The organism is Pseudomonadaceae bacterium SI-3, from assembly GCA_004010935.1.
In the GTDB taxonomy this organism is placed as follows: domain Bacteria; phylum Pseudomonadota; class Gammaproteobacteria; order Pseudomonadales; family Pseudomonadaceae; genus Stutzerimonas.
The window spans coordinates 1,596,487-1,614,117 of record CP026511.1 but is presented as its reverse complement, the minus strand read 5'-3'; the positions used below and the strand labels follow the sequence as shown (position 1 = coordinate 1,614,117).

At 54.9% G+C, this 17,631-nt stretch carries 14 protein-coding genes and 3 pseudogenes; 8 read left to right on the top strand and 9 right to left on the bottom strand.

The annotated features are described in order from the left end of the window. Positions 1-640: 640 nt before the first annotated feature. On the bottom strand, positions 641-1,570 hold the full coding sequence (locus C1896_07815; GenBank protein AZZ44825.1) for a hypothetical protein: 930 nt from the start codon (positions 1,568-1,570) through the stop codon (positions 641-643). A gap of 251 nt (positions 1,571-1,821) precedes the next feature. Here C1896_07815 and C1896_07810 point away from each other — a divergent pair, with 251 nt between their 5' ends. After that, positions 1,822-2,364 (top strand): resolvase, encoded by a 543-nt coding sequence (locus C1896_07810; protein AZZ47572.1) that lies wholly within the window; start codon positions 1,822-1,824, stop codon positions 2,362-2,364. A 344-nt stretch (positions 2,365-2,708) separates the two neighbouring features. Here C1896_07810 and C1896_07805 read toward each other — a convergent pair whose 3' ends face one another. The 3 genes from C1896_07805 to C1896_07795 form a co-directional block, all read right to left on the bottom strand. Beyond that, positions 2,709-3,716, bottom strand: a complete 1,008-nt coding sequence (locus C1896_07805; GenBank protein ID AZZ44824.1) for a hypothetical protein — start codon at positions 3,714-3,716, stop codon at positions 2,709-2,711. Between the two features lie 77 nt (positions 3,717-3,793). Then, positions 3,794-4,090 carry a hypothetical protein gene (locus C1896_07800; GenBank protein AZZ44823.1) on the bottom strand — a complete coding sequence of 99 codons (297 nt, stop codon included), beginning with the start codon at positions 4,088-4,090 and terminating at the stop codon, positions 3,794-3,796. Between the two features lie 151 nt (positions 4,091-4,241). Continuing rightward, positions 4,242-4,691, bottom strand: a complete 450-nt coding sequence (locus C1896_07795) for a hypothetical protein (GenBank protein AZZ44822.1) — start codon at positions 4,689-4,691, stop codon at positions 4,242-4,244. Positions 4,692-4,950: 259 nt separating this feature from the next. On the opposite strand from C1896_07795, the gene C1896_07790 reads away from it, so the two are divergent. The 6 genes and pseudogenes from C1896_07790 to C1896_07765 all read left to right on the top strand — a co-directional run bounded on the left by C1896_07790 (position 4,951) and on the right by C1896_07765 (position 7,909). After that, a complete protein-coding gene (locus C1896_07790) occupies positions 4,951-6,195 on the top strand; it encodes an integrase (GenBank protein ID AZZ44821.1) in 1,245 nt (414 codons plus the stop codon). Beyond that, positions 6,188-6,718, top strand: coding sequence for a hypothetical protein (locus C1896_07785; protein ID AZZ44820.1), 531 nt, complete (start codon positions 6,188-6,190; stop codon positions 6,716-6,718). Before C1896_07790 ends, C1896_07785 begins: the two co-directional genes overlap by 8 nt. Before the next feature lie 79 nt (positions 6,719-6,797). Further along, positions 6,798-7,004, top strand: coding sequence for a transcriptional regulator (locus C1896_07780; GenBank protein AZZ44819.1), 207 nt, complete (start codon positions 6,798-6,800; stop codon positions 7,002-7,004). A 1-nt stretch (position 7,005) separates the two neighbouring features. Then, the gene (locus C1896_07775) at positions 7,006-7,197 is read left to right on the top strand and encodes a hypothetical protein (GenBank protein AZZ44818.1); all 192 of its coding nucleotides are present in this window, start codon (positions 7,006-7,008) and stop codon (positions 7,195-7,197) included. Continuing rightward, positions 7,194-7,358, top strand: a pseudogene (locus tag C1896_07770) (topoisomerase). Before C1896_07775 ends, C1896_07770 begins: the two are co-directional and overlap by 4 nt. A 266-nt stretch (positions 7,359-7,624) precedes the next feature. Continuing rightward, on the top strand, positions 7,625-7,909 hold the full coding sequence (locus C1896_07765) for a hypothetical protein (protein AZZ47571.1): 285 nt from the start codon (positions 7,625-7,627) through the stop codon (positions 7,907-7,909). A gap of 135 nt (positions 7,910-8,044) precedes the next feature. On the opposite strand, the pseudogene C1896_07760 reads toward C1896_07765, so the two are convergent. Continuing rightward, positions 8,045-8,315 (bottom strand): annotated as a pseudogene (locus C1896_07760) (ultraviolet light resistance protein B). A 71-nt stretch (positions 8,316-8,386) separates the two neighbouring features. Between C1896_07760 and C1896_07755 the strand changes: the two are divergent. Beyond that, a pseudogene (locus C1896_07755) lies at positions 8,387-8,688 on the top strand (hypothetical protein). A gap of 465 nt (positions 8,689-9,153) precedes the next feature. Here C1896_07755 and C1896_07750 read toward each other — a convergent pair. From C1896_07750 to C1896_07735, 4 genes are read right to left on the bottom strand one after another with little or no spacing between them, the layout of a single operon-like run. Continuing rightward, positions 9,154-12,192, bottom strand: coding sequence for an ATP-dependent helicase (locus C1896_07750; GenBank protein ID AZZ44817.1), 3,039 nt, complete (start codon positions 12,190-12,192; stop codon positions 9,154-9,156). Then, entirely contained in the window at positions 12,192-14,492 is a 2,301-nt protein-coding gene (locus C1896_07745; protein ID AZZ44816.1) for a hypothetical protein, read from the bottom strand. Before C1896_07745 ends, C1896_07750 begins: the two co-directional genes overlap by 1 nt. Next, entirely contained in the window at positions 14,489-15,253 is a 765-nt protein-coding gene (locus C1896_07740; protein AZZ44815.1) for a chemotaxis protein MotB, read from the bottom strand. The genes C1896_07745 and C1896_07740 overlap by 4 nt, the downstream gene beginning before the upstream one ends. Beyond that, entirely contained in the window at positions 15,253-17,598 is a 2,346-nt protein-coding gene (locus tag C1896_07735) for a chemotaxis protein (protein ID AZZ44814.1), read from the bottom strand. Before C1896_07735 ends, C1896_07740 begins: the two co-directional genes overlap by 1 nt. Between the last annotated feature and the right edge of the window lie 33 nt (positions 17,599-17,631).

The window sequence follows — 17,631 nt, the reverse complement described above, 5'->3', positions numbered from 1 at the left end:
GGGGGGTTTGCCCTCCCCTGCATTTCTATCACTGCCACCTCAGAACGCTGATGTTCTCTGGGGCTTTATCCTATATGGCTAAGCCTGATGGCTTCCCCGCCAGCTTTCTGCAACAACATAACAAGAAGAGGATATAAAAATTGTACAGAACAACAGTCTTGACACTTCAACTCGTGTGTCTGGCCTACATCGCCATTCACTTGCAACCAACAACACCACCAAGCATTCAAGGTCAGACGCTTTTGTACCTTGAGAATCGTATCGGTCATATCGAATCAAAGGTTGATGACAACGCCCGGCAGGTGACTGCACTTAAACAGTTGAGTGCGAGGGGTCATCTATGAGTCATTACTATTGGCTGGTCTTGCAACCGACGCCAGAAACGAGCGAGGCAATACAATCCGTATTCAGCCCTAAGCGCTCAGTCGTGCAACAGCTTCCAGGCGAACGAATCAACGTACTGATACAAAGCGACGTATCACTATCGAGCGTCAGCCTGTGCGAGCTACTGAAGGCTCACGCGTGCCTTTGGGTTAATGAGTCACTGACGATAGGGTCTACGATTGTCGGTGGCCATACCGACCCGAATAGCTTTGCCAGCTTTCTCGATCTGCATGCCGCAACCTATGCGCATGCTTCGTTAACGGGCTTTACTGCCAACAGGTGAGCCATTATTCAGGAATGTGCACCAGAGCTTTTTACCGTCTGGGTTTCTTCCCGGTTCCCAAAGCACCTCCCCAGTAATGTCATCAGGGATGCGGAAAACGAGCTTGGTCGGCATCGTGATAAACGGGTTCACCGACTTGAACCCAATACCGTAGCCTTCAGCCATGATCGTTTCCGAGCTGTCATAGCGAAGCTTCTTTCCGTCTGTTTGCTTTATCACTAGCGCGCCCTCAAAGGGCAACCTACCCTCGGTATCCTCGTTCTTGAACGAGACATCCAATACTACAAACTGGCTTCCCTGCCATCGCTCTGGCTCTAAATATTGACTTCCAGTCCCTACAGACTTCGCGACAGTACAAGTGTTGATAGCTGTGCGAAAGTGACCAAAGCGGCCAGACCGGTATGACGAGCTTGCAAGCCCCCTAAAGGTTGCTGCGTCGGGATCAGGATCAAGGTACACGGCTTTCAGCCCGCAAGTTATGAGGCTCCGGACTTCTTGCTGATAAACATATTCTTTCGATAGATACTTCTTTCTTAAATCTCGATCAAGCGCTTCCTTGTAGTCAACATAGGCACTCCAATACCTCTTTTGCTCGACGTCTAAGGCGTCATGAGTCTCCAACGCTATCCTGTTGAACTCTGAATCTCCCAGTTCCTGCCGGAAATCAGCAAGCAAGCTGTCTCTTCCTAGGATTAAGCGGAAAACACTGTAAATGCCTCCTGAAGTCACCATTCGCTCAATGTCAGCTTTTTCTTCATTAGATACGTTATTAGTCAGCGTTTGCATGCTCGTCTTACATGTTTCGTCTGGAACGTACGGCTCCGATGTTTTGGACTGGGCGCTAGCGACCACCGTGATGAAGAATAAAGACGCAGGACCTAAAAGCAGTGGAAATTTCTTCATGACATTGCCCTTCCTTGGATGAGATTGCAGATAGCCATCATGGTACAGGACAGAATCCCTTGCAAACCGACAAGCGAAGGCAGGCCGTTAGCGTGTACCCAACAGACCATAGGCTGCTGAACACGAATTGCTGAACACAGCCAATCCCGTCTCGCCTGCTATATGTGTATTCAAATAGGTTGTGTTCATTGGCTTTTGCCTCTACACTGCAAACATCTAAGACGTAGATGAACACAGCAAGGGGCAACATCATGGCTACAGTCGGATATGTTCGAGTCAGCACGGTGGACCAGAACACAGAGCGTCAGCTTGATGGTCTTCAGCTCGACAAAGAGTTCAAGGACAAGTGCAGCGGTAAGGACTCCAACCGCCCCGCTCTGCAAGCTCTCATCGAATACGTTCGGGAAGGTGACACGGTAGTTGTCCACGACATCAGCCGCATGGCCCGTAACCTTGAAGATCTCCTCGCCCTGGTGAAGATGTTCAACAATAAAGGCGTAGCGGTTCGATTCAACAAAGAAGGTTTGAGCTTCACAGGTGAGCAGTCACCCATGCAAGACCTGATGCTTTCTATGCTTGGTGCGGTGTACCAGTTTGAAAGGTCGATGATGCTTGAACGCCAGCGGGAAGGCATTCAGGTAGCCAAGGCCGCAGGCAAATACAAAGGTGGCAAGCCAAGGGTAGATGCCGATTCGATCAAGGCAGCACTTGATAGCGGTCTGTCGATCCGTAGGGCAGCAGAGTCACTTGGTGTCGGTATCAGCACTGTGCAGCGGGTCAAAGCAACGATGTAAACCCAAGCTCAGCCACACAAAAGCCCTGCCGTCATGGTGGGGCTTCTTTATGCCTGCCAAACACCCCTCAAACGCAGCCGAAAAGCCCTATAAGAGTGGTCAAACAGCACCATAGAACGACGTTCTCTATGATGTCCGCACTCCCCCACAGGCACGCCAATGAGCAGCCTTACAGCACGCCTAGCAGTAGATATTTCTACCGTTTGGCGGTGATATTTGCCCGGCATTCTGGGGCAGCTTAAAAGGTCTCCAGCCTCGCCATATTCTCAGGAATGGAAGCGCTGCATATTAGGCAAGAGTAGTGCTGTCCTGACGGCGGATTGGTTCGGTGAGTTTTTATAATGCTAGCTAGACATTGCCGCCAAGTACGGCTCCAAATCATCATGATGCAGCAACGTAATATTTAGCTTGCCTGCCGCCTGTTTCGCAGCGGGTGTAAATACTGAATTTGTTATTACGCAAGCGTCGGTACAATCGTAATAACCTTTAGCAGAATACGCTTCCTGTACGCTTTTGTTTCCCACTGCATTTGAGTACAACTTGCACTGTATGGCTAGCCGCCTGTTTCCTCTGGTTGCAATGATATCAGCACCATGGTCACCAGACCCAGGCGTGACTTGTGCGTCCCACCCCAGTTTCGTCATTAACTCGGCCAGATACCTCTCATAATCATGACCAGACATAGAAGAGTCAAAGCACGGCTGCTCTTCGTCCCGCCATTCATCAGCAATGCTGTCTATCCATAGCAGCCATTCGTCGATGATTCCACTCGCGCCACTGAGAAGCTTTGCATACGCCCGAGATGTTTCAAGGTCTGTCTGAAATGATCCCCCATGCTCCATAAACTCGTGAAGTATCACTTGCTTTATGAAGTAGTCTTTCTCTTTATTCCACTTCTTGTTTACTACATAGCCATAGTCATCCTTTTGGACCGCTTGCAACTTCTTTCGGCCTAAGACAGATTGATACTCATAGATCACTTCAAGCCCGCAAAGCACCAATAGTCTCCAAATTATCATCTCTTTCTTTTCGATGTAATCGGGAACAGAATACAAGGCAGGGTCATACCACCTAAATCTAAATTCAGGATACTCCGTATTCGAGCCCAGAATGTTGGCGAATAGAGAAAGCCTACGCAGCGACTTCTTTTGAGACTTGTAGGTGAGAAGAAAGTAAATCCCAGCTACAGCTACTACGACTCCCAAAAAATGATTCGAGTAACTTGCTATTAATCCGGAGAGTGTCAGCAATACTATTAAATAGGAAACTACTCCTGCCTGCTTTTTTAGAGAAGCTAGAAAAAGTATCCCTACACGGTTTAGGATCGTTAACTGCTCACTGCCTAGACTCATCGTTTCATTCCGTTGGTTGCCCCAGGCATTTTAGTATCAAAAAGACATCATGGGATACAGTCGGAAAGCCATCGATGCTACTGAGCGTGTCCCGTAGCGGAAAAATTAACTCTATTGCTCAGAGCCACGTATTCCACGTAAACCCGGTTCTTCTCCCGGCCTAACGCCTCATGCGCAACCTTCAGCCGTGCAAGCTCATCCGCTACCCCCTGGTACAAGTCTGCAAGCTGTTTAAGGTCACGGCGGGCCTTGCTCAACTCCGTTTGCACGATGCAAAGCTCGGCTTCGACTAGTCGGCTGTGCTGCTTCCACATCTGTGCCTCTGAGGGTGAGCCGAGTAGCAACGCCAGCTCTTCTAAATCGTCGTCCCGCATGACTGCCACCTACACTGTATATGCGTACAGTATAAGCGAGACACCCTTACGCTCAATGCAGGCTGTCGGGTGATTTGTTTACACGCAAAGAAAAGGGGCAGATTGCTCCGCCCCTCACGATGTAGCCAGCTAGCCATAAAGCAGGACCGGCTCAACCCACGTCGGCATCTGCCAGATTGGCTTTCTTTTTTCGCTCTGTGCGAGCGGATAACCAAAAGAGCACAAAGGACACGGGTGTTAGCACCGCAATGTTGATTAGGAACATCTTGAAAGAATGGCCAAAAAAATAAGTTAGTAGTAGCGCTACTAAGAGAACATGCGACGAGGCAAAGCAGGCCATACCAAGCCCCGCCTTGAGATCCCTTTCTCCAAGTCCCGCAAAGACCCCAGAAGCAGCCATTTGTGACGCATGGATCAGAAGGTACGGAACGGTAAAAGACATCGAAAACAGCAGAAGCTTGAAGAAATCGTATTTTTCGACCAGCTCTGGCTTGAAATGGAAAATTATGAGGAAGCCGGGTGCAAGAGTTGCAGCAAAGAACAAGCCTGCTAGCAGGTAATGTTGATGCTCAAGGCTCTTAATGTCCTGGATGTAGCTCATCCCTTCACCTCCATGTGAGTAGTAGAAACGAGTAGTAGAACCAGAAAAGAAAAAGCCCCGTAACTCATTGAATTACAGGGCTTTTTTGATAGTGGCGGAGAGATAGTCCGCCTATCCATAGTCCGTCCGATTTCGCCCGAGTCCTGAATCTCTAGATTTTATGGGGCTTCCAGCCTATTATCCGTCCGTGAATGTACGTCCCGTCTCGCTCCTTTCCACAGTTCAGTGGGGGAACAAGTGGGGGAACGCGATTAGGGAGATGGAACACAGCATGGGCAAGCTGAACCCCAAGCAAGTCGAGAACCTGGCCGAACCAGGAACTTATGAAGATGGCGACGGCCTGCGCCTCGTCGTGAAAGCCACCGGGCGAAAGTCGTGGGTATTGCGCTACCAGCTCAACGGCAAGCGCCGAGAAATGGGATTGGGCAGCTTTCCTGATGTGGGATTGAAGGCCGCCCGCCTGGCAGCTGCCGACCAGCGCAAACTGCTGACCACGGGTACGGACCCTATGGCGGCACGGGATGCCGGCCGTGAAGCCTTGCGAGCGAACGAGCGGGCCGCTGCCGCCAAAGCCATTACCTTCAAGAAAGCGGCTTCCGACTACATAGCCGCGCACCGTACTGGATGGAAAAACGCAAAGCACGCCCAGCAGTGGGGAAACACACTCGCGACGTATGCCGAGCCGATCATCGGCCACCTGCCTGTGTCTGAAGTCGCAACTACGCACGTGCTGGAGATCCTGCAACCGATCTGGAACACCAAGACGGAAACGGCCAGCAGGGTGCGAAACCGTATCGAATTGGTCCTTGATGCAGCCAAGGCGCGAGGCCTGCGCGACGGAGAAAACCCGGCACGCTGGCGCGGACACTTAGACAAACTACTGCCGAAACGGGCTAAGGTGCGCGCCGTCGAGCATCACACCGCCCTACCCTGGCCGGAACTTCCGGCCTTCATGGAAGAGCTAGCCAAGCACGAGGCTCTAAGCTATGCCGCCATACGGCTGACGATCCTGACTGCTTGCCGTACATCTGAGGTATTGGGCGCGACTTGGGATGAAGTTGACATGGAATCGCATACTTGGACGATTCCTGCAGCTCGAATGAAGGCAGGCAAAGATCACCGCGTCCCGCTGTCCGGTGCTGCCCAAAAGGTGCTTGAAGGCTTACCTCGCATCGACAACAGTCCCTATCTGTTCCCTGGCGCAAGGCAAGGGCGTCCCCTCTCTAATTTGGCGATGTTGATGGGACTGCGCCGGATGGGACGCGGCAATCTAACTATGCATGGATTCCGCAGCACCTTCCGCGACTGGGCAGCCGAGCGCACCCAGTACCCGCGCGAAGTTTGCGAGATGGCACTTGCACACAAAATTGCAGAAGGAGCTGAAGCAGCCTACTGGCGAGGGGACATCTTTGAGAAGCGCCGAGCCCTGATGGCCGACTGGGCTAAATACGCGACCCAAGCGCCGGCTGCGATCGTTGCGCTTCGGAGAACTGCCCATGACTAAGCCTACTCGAGCTGGCTTAACTCGGGAGCAATCAGTGCCCAGGTGGGCAGATACGACTTCTGATGAGCTCGAAGAGGGGCTTTTAAATGCTCTGGATGGTGAGCGTTACGCAGAGCGATGCCTAATCGAGTACTTCTCTGAGCGAATGGCGGCAGCTCAGCCATACGATCTGAGGGTGCTCGAACGCTACCTAACGGTGGTTTTCGAACAAGCTCTGAAACGTAGTGCGGGAAAAGATGATGCAGAGTTGCTATTGCGCCGAAACCGGGGGCGCCCAGCAGATGACAGCATAGTTGATCGTGATCGCTGCTTAGCAGCGGCTGCGTTAATCCGCATACGGAAAGGAATCGCTTGGGAAACCGCCTGTGAAGACGCCGCCGCCCTTTACGATGGAGCTTCAGACCGCCAAGCACAGCGCGCGCTAACGAAGCATGAAAGCAACATTGAGATGCTTAGCGATCTCGAACTTCAGCTCCTCATGGACAGCTTTGGAGATTCACTACCACTAAAAGGCCCCATTTAGTGGTTTAGTGGGCTCCATTTCATCCACATAGATTACGCATCGTCCGCCGCACAACGCGACGCTCCTTGAGAATCCGACGATGACCGTAGCTGTACAAAACTTACGCTGTATCTGGCGCCTGCCAACCGTTAAGGCCCGGACTGGCCTTGGACGCACCACAATTTACGACCTGATGAAGGACGGCCGTTTTCCGAAATCTCATCGGATCGCCGGAGCGCATGCTGTGGGCTGGAACTCTGTCGAGGTTGAGTTATGGATCGCTGAGCAACTGGGCGAGGCGTTTTGACATGGGAAAGACGGCAAGCTACCAAAGCTGCGTGCTACATAGCCCGTCGGGCATCGACGCCACTTCTGAGATCGCCCGGATCTTAGCGCCTTTGTTGACCGGGGACGACATCAGCCTAGCGCAGGCCAAGCGTTTTACATGGTGCGTACACAGCCGTGTCGAGCGGTTCACCCCGCTGAAGGGGGCCGCGTGAACGATCCGATAAATCTGTTCCGTGATGCCCTGCAAGGAATCTTTGGGCCGTTTGATTGGTTACCAGATGGCGCAACTCATCACTTGAGGGTGCCAGACGACAAGCCCGGAACCCCTAATGGGTGGTACGCCCTACGCCCGGACGGCGTCGCGTCGAGTAGCCAAGAGTCTTCGTACTTTCAGCCACGCCACCGGCCGAAAAAAATCGAACTGAACCCTCCTGAAGCCGAGGTCCTGAGCGACCACTGCTACCCACTGCGGGAGGTTGGCAAAGAGCAGACTGATAGCGCCACCCAATTGCTTGGGCGCACACCCCCAAGTCAGCTGTAGATGCTGCTATGGCGAAGAAGCAATTACTGCCATTTGATAGGCAGGGCGGCGTTGTAGCCATCCAGCGCCGCCTTCTTAGCTCCAAGACCTACCTAGCCCTGACTCCGCAAGCCAAGGTCTTGATTACACTGCTTCAACGACATTGGTCGCCGAATGGACCAGTCGCCTTTGGAGTGAGGCAAGCAGAGCAAGAGATACCTTGTTCAAGGGCGTTGGCAATGCGCTCGTTTAACGAACTAGTCAAAGCGGGGTTCATCGAGATGATCGACGAGTCGTTATTTTGCAGTCGGACGCAGTCCAAATCGCGCACTTGGCGGCTGACGTGGATGCCTTGTTGGAGAAACAGGGCACCTAGCAATGATTGGGAAAAGAGGTCGCCTTAACATTTGACCGGTTTAAAAACGATACTTCTAGCATTGCCACATGTATCGAATATGAACCATAGATGGAGTTGGCGAATGCTACAGGTAGCGTTTTTGATACCTGTGGGAGGCTTTTTTGTCCCTCACAGGTATCGTTTATAAACCACTCCTACATTTACCACCCACATAGCATGTCTTTTTCTTGCACCGCACCAGCCACAGCTGATTAACCCGCGTAGTGAAACTGACTCATCATGTCCCGCCGCATGCCCCAGTCGGGCGCTGTGGGCACGCGGCCTGGCCTGAGGGTGTTACGCCCCCACCTGGCGTTGATCGCGGCCAGCACGCCCATTACCCGCTCTGAGGCGGCGGGCTGGGTTTCGGTAAAGAGATCGTCGATGTATTCGCCCCGCTGCCTGAAATCCATCAGCAGCACCTCAGCCTTGCTGAATGAAAAGCCCTCTCGATAGACGTGCTCGAGGCCAGCGATGGCACGAGCAGAACCCGAAAATCATGCAGCCCTACTTCATCAGGCTGCGCAGCGGTGAGCCGATGTTCTTCGCGGCGCTCGGTCAGTTTCAGCGGGACGGCATGCTGAATCACGAGACGGCGATGGTTTCGTGATCATCACCTCGCCCAGCGATGCCGGAATGCTCGACATACATGATCGAAGACCGTTAGTTCTAACGGCGGAGTGTGATGCTCACTGGATGAGCCCAGGGCTGGCGTCTGACGAGGCTGAAGGGCTTGTGCTTTAGCATGGGGTTGGGGTCGAAGAGTTCGAGTGGTTTGCGGTAGGATGAGATGTCGGAAACGTGCGCAATGAGGGGGCTCAGCTCATTGCACCGGTCAGTGATCCGCGGATCTGATCCGACCGACGAGCCAAGCCTCCTACTTTATACTGGCTAGGCGCCGTAGCAGTGACACAAGCAGGGGCACGTACAAACCAGAGCCGCAGGTGCGTAATGTTAAAAATGAACTCGCCTCGCCAGTAGCATGCCTGCGTACATTGCCCACGACTCAACGTCATGAGTTACCGAACCCCTACCCGTTTCCTTCATGTTGCGCCGAGTTCTGAGAGCAATACGCGCGGCGTGCGCGAGGGCATTAACGAGGTGAATACCGGGCAGACTGTCTCCATTACGGCGCATCGCCCCAGATCAGCGCCGGGCAGGCATCAGCTTGGAATAGCCGCTGCCACAGGTAACAGGTGGCGTACTGGCTATCCTTCGTGCAGCTTCCGGTAGGGCGTGCCGATCACGTGGCTACAGCCCCATCGAGTAAATCATCTCGCTCTCACTAACCGCTTCTGGTGTCACCACAGCATCCTTGAGCATTAACTTGCCGCGCAGCAGGCGATCCAGATGAACATCGAATGAATCGAACTGTGGATGCGTTACGGCAGGCAGATGGATGAAGACCTCCTTCTGCTGCCCAATTCGATACACGCGGTCGGAGGCCTGCGCTTCTTTCGCGGGGTTCCAGTGCCGTTCCAGGTGAACTACGTGGTTAGCGCCAACAACTGTTAATCCCACACCCGCTGCGACGGGAGACATGATCAGCAGGTTGAAGCCCGACTTCGCTTCAAATTCAGCAATGAGCTTCTTGCGAGTCATATCTTCCGCTTTGGTAGCTACAGCCTTCGTATCGCCGTTGATAACCGCAATGTCCAGTCCGTAGATCTGGTCCAGCCACAGCTTCAAGACCCTCTGCAGGCGCTTAGTCATCATGAACAGAATGACCTTTTCGCCCTTATCCCGAATTTCATCCAGCAGTTGAAGCATGACGGCTAACTTGCCGGACTCGGACATCAACTGGCGCGCATGACGGCCATCACGGCTATACAGCGATGACTCGTCGTCCAGACGAGGATGCAGCGAGACGGAGCGCAACTGCGTAAGCGCCGCAAGAGCCGAACCACGCATGTCCTCTGCGCTGGCGCGTCGAGCACGGTATCCGTCTAGCACATCGTCGTACACCTGCAGTTGAATTCCGCGCATGGATACGCCCAGCTCAGGCGCGTAACGCTGTATGCCTCGATCCACCTGCTCTACGCCACTGCGGATGGTTTTGCTGGGCAGGCCTTTGAGCTGATCCTCCTTGACGCGGCGTAGCATGAACGGCCCGACCGCCTTGCGCAGTTGCTCACCCAGACGAACACGGACCTCGTCGCGCTCCTTCTCGCCGGCCGAGAGAATCGGCTTGATCCAAGTGTCTCGGTAGTTCTCCCAACTGCCAAACAATCCCGGCTGGGCCGTATCCATCAAGCACCAAAAGTCACCGAGGCTGTTCTCCACAGGCGTGCCAGTGGCCAGCAGCTTGAAGTCGGCCTTCAACCCCTTTGCCGCACGGGTTTGCAGTGCGTTAGGGTTCTTGATGTTCTGCGCTTCGTCGAAAATGACCATGCCCCAGTCGATCCTGCATAACGAAAACTGGTAGTCACGCAGCGTCTGGTACGTTGTTAAAACCAAACGACGATCCATATCCAGGCGTTGAGCACCCGCCTCTGGCCCAATGGTCAACGCATAACGAATGCTCTGGGCATCCATCATGCCGTCATCATCAGCCAGGGCAGCAAGCTGAACCGACTCCCGCTCGGCGCCTTTGACGCGGTAACTGTTCAAATCTCTTCCAGATTGCAGCACCACCAGATCACGGAACGGAATGCCGTGGAAAGTCTTCCCTACTTCGTCTTCCCAGTTTTCCAACAGACTAAGCGGTGCGACTACCAAGACTGGTTTCTGCGGCTCCTCGCTACGGCGCTGGGCCGCCAGGTATTCGCCGATTGCGACCAGCGACATATATGTCTTGCCCAAACCCATGTCATCGGCAAGAAGGCTGCCCTGTAAGCGATAGAGGTCATCATGATCGTCGGATAACGCGGCACTCATCAGCCTGAGCATCCACTCAACACCTTCGACCTGATGCGGGAATGGCTGCCGCGCATAAGCGGACCAGTTTGGCGAGTCCAGCAAGCGAGCATTACTGGCTTTTGCCAGCAGCGTTGAATTGATCTCGCCGGCATCTTTAAGAATGACGGCAACCTTTTCATTGATCTCGTCAAAGTCGTCTTCAAGTGCGCCGGATTGGTCCGTCCGCTCGGGCTTGTCGAACGCCCCCTTCACCCGTTCCAGTTGACGCGCAACAAGTGGCACGTCCGAGATGTCGATGACCTCACCGGCAAAACTCAGACTCGTTGCACCCTGTTCCAACGCGGCCTGTAACACTTCCTCGAAGCGCTGTAGTTCTTCCGGCGTCTGAACCACCTTCGGGATGATTTCAGCTGGTGCGGGGCGCTTATCCAGGGCAAACCAGTCATTCTTGGCCGCATCCAACGCGCCAAAGTCCATGTGCTGTAGCTTGCCAATACCAGCGACGCGGACCGAGAAACCGACCTCGAGATTTATCAGTGCAGCATCCAGAAAGGCCGTAGGCGAGGCAATGAACTCGGCAACCTTATCCGGCGGGATTCGTTTGTTGGCCAGCACATTGCGAACGCCATCCATCTTCACCTGATCGAGCAACACCACGCGATTGTCGATCCGCAGCACGCCACCGTCAGCGCTCATGTCGAGCTGCGACCAGCGCTTCTCCAGCTGATCGGGCGTCGATCCATCACCCAGACTCGGGCACAGCATTAGGCTGCCGTCAGGCAGTCGGGTAGCGATTACGCCAACGTTTTCCGGAACAACCACATCGAGTCGATCGAAATGGCTTAGATCGATGCGCATACCGCTTCGGGCAGCTGTCTGTAGCTCGGCCATCAAACGAAGGTTAGCCGCCTCGCCTCGTTGTGCTGGTTCGAGCGACTCATGCTTTTCCCAAGCCATCAGCCCCATCAGCTCAGCTGGCGTAAGCCAATAGCTTTCGGTACTCGTCAGGTATAAATATGGTCCTTTGCGCGAGAAAGGTGTGACACCTTCAGCCACTTCCACAGCTATCCCAACGCGGAAGCTGCTGTTGCCTGTTCGGCCGCTGATAGTGGCCTGAAAGCGACCCGTGAATCGCCGAGGTAGCCGCAGGATATCGGCCTGCTCAATGTCCATACCGGCAACATCTTCAGCGCCGACATGGAAGCCGTTGGCCGTATGCTCTGCGATGCCTTGCTCTGCGAGCATGTTCAGAACAATCAGCTGAATTTTCTGCAATGCGTTGCCTTTGCCACCTTGCAACGCCTTGAACGTCTGGACGGGGAGATAAAAATTGACCCCATTGGAGTCTGCACTCGACGCAAACCCCTCCTGACTACCGACCGCCACATCACGCTCGCCAATCAGCGACTTCAGCATATCTATAAGGCGCATTACGACTTCTCCGCCTGTGTCTCGAACGCTTCCAGCTCCCGTTGAGCGGCGTCTGTCAGGTGCCATCCGTATTTATCATCCTGCGTACAGATCCCTTTTAATGGCCCGAATAGAGCCTGGTTGACCAATCTCGTGTCGACCTCCAGCACATTCGCTGCATAACGAACCTTATCGCCCGGGTTGGCAGCGAAGTAATGCAACACGGCAAGCGCAAACGGCTCGAGCTTAGCGAGCCTTGAGCCTGCGGCTGCAGTTGCCGTTGCCGTTGCCGTTGCCGTTGCCGTTGCCGTTGCCGTTGCCGTTGCCGCTTCAGGCACGCTCCGAGTTGCATTTGTAGGAGCCGCGGCGGTCCGTTCCGCTAACAGTTGCACGCCGGACGATGACAGCAGCCAAGCTCCATCCTCGTCCTGCTTAACGTATTGGGAGAGACTGCCTTCCAGCATCGTCCTCACGTTCAATACATTGCCGCCCTGGCCGCTTACGGCTTCGAGCAATGCATGGAACTCGCAATGCGGATGAGCATTGAGATGGCGCAGGGCTGCCAGCTGAAGCGAGCTGAATGATGGCTTGGCTGTCTGCTGCGATACCGGCTTACCGTCTCCCGGAACAACGGCTCTCGCTTTGACCGCACCGTTTGCAGACTCTGATGCAACATCATCTGGACGCCGTGCTCGCGAGAGAACGTCGACATTACGCGACGTCGGCGCCGCGGCGTCTTCAGTTCCTTGTTTTGAGACGGTAGCCGATCGCGTTGCCGTCTTGGCTTCCTCTTTTGCCGAAGGAGGAACCACCGTACGCCTGGAACTTACCGCAGGGATTCCGAATTTACGTAGCTGGAGGCGATAGTCTTCCGGGCTGAGAAGCTGCTCGATATCAACAGCAATGCCATTCTCTGCCAGGAAAGTGAAGACCTTGTTTTGCCACGTGTAAGGGGTATGCACGAAAGCGTCGTAGGGCAGGCCAGGGTAGAGCTTTTTGTAAATCCCGGGAACCGTAGTAGTCAGGTCATAGTGACTGAAGGTATTGCGCTCATAGGTTCTGAGGGCCTCGCCAGGCGCTGCCAGGTAGACCCAAATCTTGAAACTATGTGAGCCCTCAACCAGATGGAAATCGCCGCAGTCGAGATAGATAACGGCCTTGTCATTCATCGGCCCATCCATCCGCGCGAAGCTAGTCTTAACGTCCTTTCCAAGGATCCGCTTGACCGACTGCTGAGCCTTGCCGCCCAGTAAAAGCCTTGTGTTGCGAATTAACTTGAGCTTAAAGAGCCCTTCGAGGAATCGCTTGCGAGCGGGAAACATCCGCTGCATTTCCGTGTTGGCCGTTTCTAGGGCGTACTGTTCTACTGCTTGGAGGAACAGCCGCAAGTCCTCTTTCGATAACCAGCCCCGTACCTTCTGAATCCGCTCATGCCCCAACGGCTGCCACCACTCCCGAAAATTGACTGCGGAGCTGGATATACGTGGGTCCCCTGCCAGGTTAAGGATGAAGTTCTGCCAGACATAGCCAGGTTCCTGGCCGGCACGGTCGATGAGGATCTCGAGCGCAACATGGCCGATACGCCGTGCGCCTTCGAAGGGTGCCTTAGCAACGGACGGCTTGAGCAACTCATCCAGCACCGGATCAGACTCGCCAGGGGGCAAGTGTCGCAACGTCTCGAGATAAAAGTGTGCCCGGCAGATATCGCCATAACGGCCATCATCAAAGCCGTGCAAGCCGAGCTCTTGAAACGTCTCGCCAAGCTCACGCCCGCCTTGACGCACTCGTTCAGCAAGGTGTCGCGGACCATCAATGCTAAGCAACCAATGCCCCTCGCGTTTGAGCGTTACCAGAGGATCGGCCTGCGAGGTCTGGATCTTGGACGGCGGAATCAGGTCAAGCTGCTGTAACAGGCTCCGCTCCAGAATCTCGCGGAACCCTTCCTTTTCGTCCAACCTATCGAATCGCCGGAAATACAGCTGTGCCAACTGCTGCAGCGTCATACGGGTGAGACGTGGTTGCTGGGCGTCCAGCAAGGCAGTCAACAGCTGAGGATTGAGCAGGCGGCTGGCAATCACCTCATCATTTAGCCACAGCCAGCTCAGCGCCCGAGCCGTTAGGCGCCGCTGTAGCAGCTCAGGCAGACGATCGAACCTTCCAGAGCTGGCCATGCCACGCAGCAGCGCGAGCATCTGCTCGAACGCGTCATTGTTTCCGGCCTTCGCCCCCATAGAGGCAGATTTTCTTTCCAATACCGTCCAGCGCTCGAGTAGCTGAGCGTCCCAGCTGACCGAAGGAAACTCTACTGGAGGCAGCCTCATGGCTTGGCCACCTCCAGCCGCTCCTTAACTTGTTCGTACTGCGCACTATCCGGTCGGCGGATGGTGAAACGGATGTCGATGCGACGATTGCGTTTGAAGTCGTCCTCGGTAACCTGTTGAACCAGAACAGGGCGCGTTTCGCCATATCCGCTCACTGAAAAGAGCGGGTTGCCGTCCTTGTTATCCAGGCGCGAAAGTTGCTCCTCGCTTGGCAACGCCTCACCCCAGAACTGCCAGAGTGAGATCGCACGGAAAGTCGAAAGCCCCCAGTTGCCCTTGCCCATAAAACCCTGCAGCGGGCGATTGTCCGTGTGCCCCTCGATAAAAATCGTATCCAGGAAATCCACTCGATCGTCACGTGAAATCACTTCATTGATGACCTTGCCGATCTCAAGCGCACGCGCCTGATAGGCCGGATGGATGTCATAGGCACCGGTATCGAAGCCAAGAAGATCGTTGGGAATGCTCAGCACCGTATGATTTTCGCTTACTTCAACCTTGATGCCGCGCTTGCGTAAAGCCTCAACAGCCTCATCGAGGATGGTGCGGCGCACTTCCTCAGCTTTCTTCAGCTCGACGATCTCCTGCTCAAACTGAACTTGCCGCTCCTTCAGCTCCTGCTGAATTTCCATCAGCTGCAACATCAGGATGACCGATGCCAGGATGAAGATGACCAGCAACGCCGACATGATGTCCGAGAAGGACATCCAGTACGGGTTCTCCTCATCAACGGGGGCGCCAAGCGACTTGCGAAAGCGCATCAGCGTGCCTCCAGCTCATCCAGAATGCCGCTAACCGCCTGAACGTTGCGGTGCATCTGGTCGGCATAGGCAAGCGATACTTCGTTCCACTTATTCATGCGATCGTCAGTCTGCGTGCGCACCTCGCTGGCGTAGCTACGCAGCCACTCTTCGGCCTGCTTCTCGATGGTCTCTACCTGGGCGCGCAGAGTCTCGCCCAGCGTGGTGAACTCATGCCTTACTCCAGACAGGAATTCCTGCTGAGTCTGTTTCATGTCACCGAAGCCGTTGCGTGCTTCGCTCGCGGCTTGCTCGAACCGTTGAGCGCCCTCTAGCAGCGCCGCCTGCAACTGCGACAGCGAATTTGCCTGGCCCTGTAGTTGCGCAGCCAGTGCGGCGTTCTGGGTGCCCGCGGCTTCCACGCTTTGGGTAACCGCTTCGAGACGCTGTCCCAACACATCAGAGGCCTGGCGCAAATTGGTAGAAAGCAGGCCCAACTGATTAGCGCTGCTGTCCATATGCTTGCTGCTGATTGCGGAAGCTTCGGTTGCCTGCTGCAAGCGCATCATCAACTGCTGATGTTGCTCAGCCATCTGGCGACTTTGCTGTTGAGTAACCTGCACAGCGGATGCGATGCCCGCCAGCAGCTCCTGTTGCTGCGCAGCCATGTTTTCCAACTGTTCATTGAAGCGCTGCTGGCGGCTCTGCTCACGCTGCTCCGCCTGCATACCGTGTCCGCTTACTTGCTCATTGAAACTGCCGAGCAACTTGCTAACCGTTTCTTCGAGATTGCGCTGTTGCATCGCAGCGGCTTCGGCTATCGCGCCAATCTGCTGCTGGCTGGTCTGGCCGAAGCTGCCAATGAGCTGCTGCTGTTGCGCCAGGGCTGCCGCTTGCTGCTGCTCATGGCGCTGTGCCCTGGCCTGCTCACGCTGCTCTGAGGCACCCATCTGCGTATCGAGCTGTGTGTTCAGGTTCATCATCAGACGAGAGAAAACTTTCTCGAGATTGTTATGACGCTCGTTACCTGCCTCTGCCATCACCCGCATCTGGTCCTGTGTGGAGCTGGAGAACTTCTCCAGAAGCACCGTTTGATTCGCGCTGGACTCACTCAGCAAGCGCTCGAACATGGCTTGACGTTCTTCATCTCGGCGCTGCGCCGAACCCAACTGCCCCTGCAACTGGCTGGATAGGCCAGCCATCAGCTCGCTGAAACGCTGCTCCATCTGTTCCTGTCGCTGATCTGCAGAGCTTGTGATGCGTTGTAATTGGGTCTCAAACTGACCGCTCTGCTGCTGCGCCACCTCCATCTGCCGGCTCTGTTGCTCGCTCAGGCTCGTGAACACTTGGCCCAAACGTTCGCTCATGCCACTCACGGCGGCGTTTACGTCAGCAGCCGCCTGCTGCATCTGGTTGCCCTGCTCGCGGCCGACCGACGTCATGCCCTCCATGAAGCTTCCAACCAGGGTCTCCAGCACCTGCGTCGATTGCTGACTGGTGGTGCTGACCAAAGTCTGTATTGCAGGAGCCATGATGTTGTTCAACGCATCGGTCAGCGCTGTCTGCATAGCCTCATTCATGCCGTTGAGGGTTTCCTGCAGCCGATCGCCAATTCGCTCGTGCAACTCCTGCAGCGCTTCCTTGCTTTCTTTGCCGTATTCCGCGATATGCACCAGCGACTGCTCGGCAGGAATTCGCGGATAGAGAAAGTCGATATCGTGCTGCAGCCGCTGAATATCATTCAGCGCACTACGCTCGAACATCTTCTCGATGATGTTCAGCAGCAGGCTGAAGGCAACGCCCCAGACAGATGTCATGAACGCCACAGCAGCGCCGGAGATCAGCTTGTTGATGCCGCCCTTTAGCGCCTCGATCTCGTCGGACGTGCCCACCAGCCCCTCAAGCCCGACGGTCAAACCAACGAAGGTACCCAACACACCGACCGCCACCAGGAAACTGGGTGCTGCGGCCAGCAGGCGGCTGGCCGTCAGACCACTGGCCAGCGTGCGCGCATTGAAGAAATGCTCGGCATCCAGAGTGTTGAACAGCTTTTGCTGGTCGGACGACTGCACGAGACTTTCATCGAACTCGCGCCAGAGCATGCCGACATTGGATGCCTTCAGTTCCTGTGCCTTGTGCAGCGTTTCTCTTCGGCTGGCAGCCAGGGTGTCCTTGCTCTGCCCGTCCAGCAGCGAGCGCAGTGCACGCATGCGCGCTTTGAAATGCCGGAAATGCAGCATCAAGAAGAACAGCGAAAACCCGAAGATCAGTGCGGTGACCAGCCAGAACCAGGCGCTGATGCCGTTAGGGTTGGCACTGAACATATGGGCGAAATCGGGGATCAGGTGTTGCAGCAAATCCATCATGACCAAAGCGTCCGTTTAAAGCAGAGGGATCAA

What these genes read in the sequence shown, in the direction of transcription:
- C1896_07815 (AZZ44825.1), bottom strand. Translation starts at nt 1,570, where the DNA reads ATGAAGAAATTTCCACTGCTTTTAGGTCCTGCGTCTTTATTCTTCATC.
- C1896_07810 (AZZ47572.1), top strand. Translation starts at nt 1,822, where the DNA reads ATGGCTACAGTCGGATATGTTCGAGTCAGCACGGTGGACCAGAACACA.
- C1896_07805 (AZZ44824.1), bottom strand. Translation starts at nt 3,716, where the DNA reads ATGAGTCTAGGCAGTGAGCAGTTAACGATCCTAAACCGTGTAGGGATA.
- C1896_07800 (AZZ44823.1), bottom strand. Translation starts at nt 4,090, where the DNA reads ATGCGGGACGACGATTTAGAAGAGCTGGCGTTGCTACTCGGCTCACCC.
- C1896_07795 (AZZ44822.1), bottom strand. Translation starts at nt 4,691, where the DNA reads ATGAGCTACATCCAGGACATTAAGAGCCTTGAGCATCAACATTACCTG.
- C1896_07790 (AZZ44821.1), top strand. Translation starts at nt 4,951, where the DNA reads ATGGAACACAGCATGGGCAAGCTGAACCCCAAGCAAGTCGAGAACCTG.
- C1896_07785 (AZZ44820.1), top strand. Translation starts at nt 6,188, where the DNA reads ATGACTAAGCCTACTCGAGCTGGCTTAACTCGGGAGCAATCAGTGCCC.
- C1896_07780 (AZZ44819.1), top strand. Translation starts at nt 6,798, where the DNA reads ATGACCGTAGCTGTACAAAACTTACGCTGTATCTGGCGCCTGCCAACC.
- C1896_07775 (AZZ44818.1), top strand. Translation starts at nt 7,006, where the DNA reads ATGGGAAAGACGGCAAGCTACCAAAGCTGCGTGCTACATAGCCCGTCG.
- C1896_07750 (AZZ44817.1), bottom strand. Translation starts at nt 12,192, where the DNA reads ATGCGCCTTATAGATATGCTGAAGTCGCTGATTGGCGAGCGTGATGTG.
- C1896_07745 (AZZ44816.1), bottom strand. Translation starts at nt 14,492, where the DNA reads ATGAGGCTGCCTCCAGTAGAGTTTCCTTCGGTCAGCTGGGACGCTCAG.
- C1896_07740 (AZZ44815.1), bottom strand. Translation starts at nt 15,253, where the DNA reads ATGCGCTTTCGCAAGTCGCTTGGCGCCCCCGTTGATGAGGAGAACCCG.
- C1896_07735 (AZZ44814.1), bottom strand. Translation starts at nt 17,598, where the DNA reads ATGATGGATTTGCTGCAACACCTGATCCCCGATTTCGCCCATATGTTC.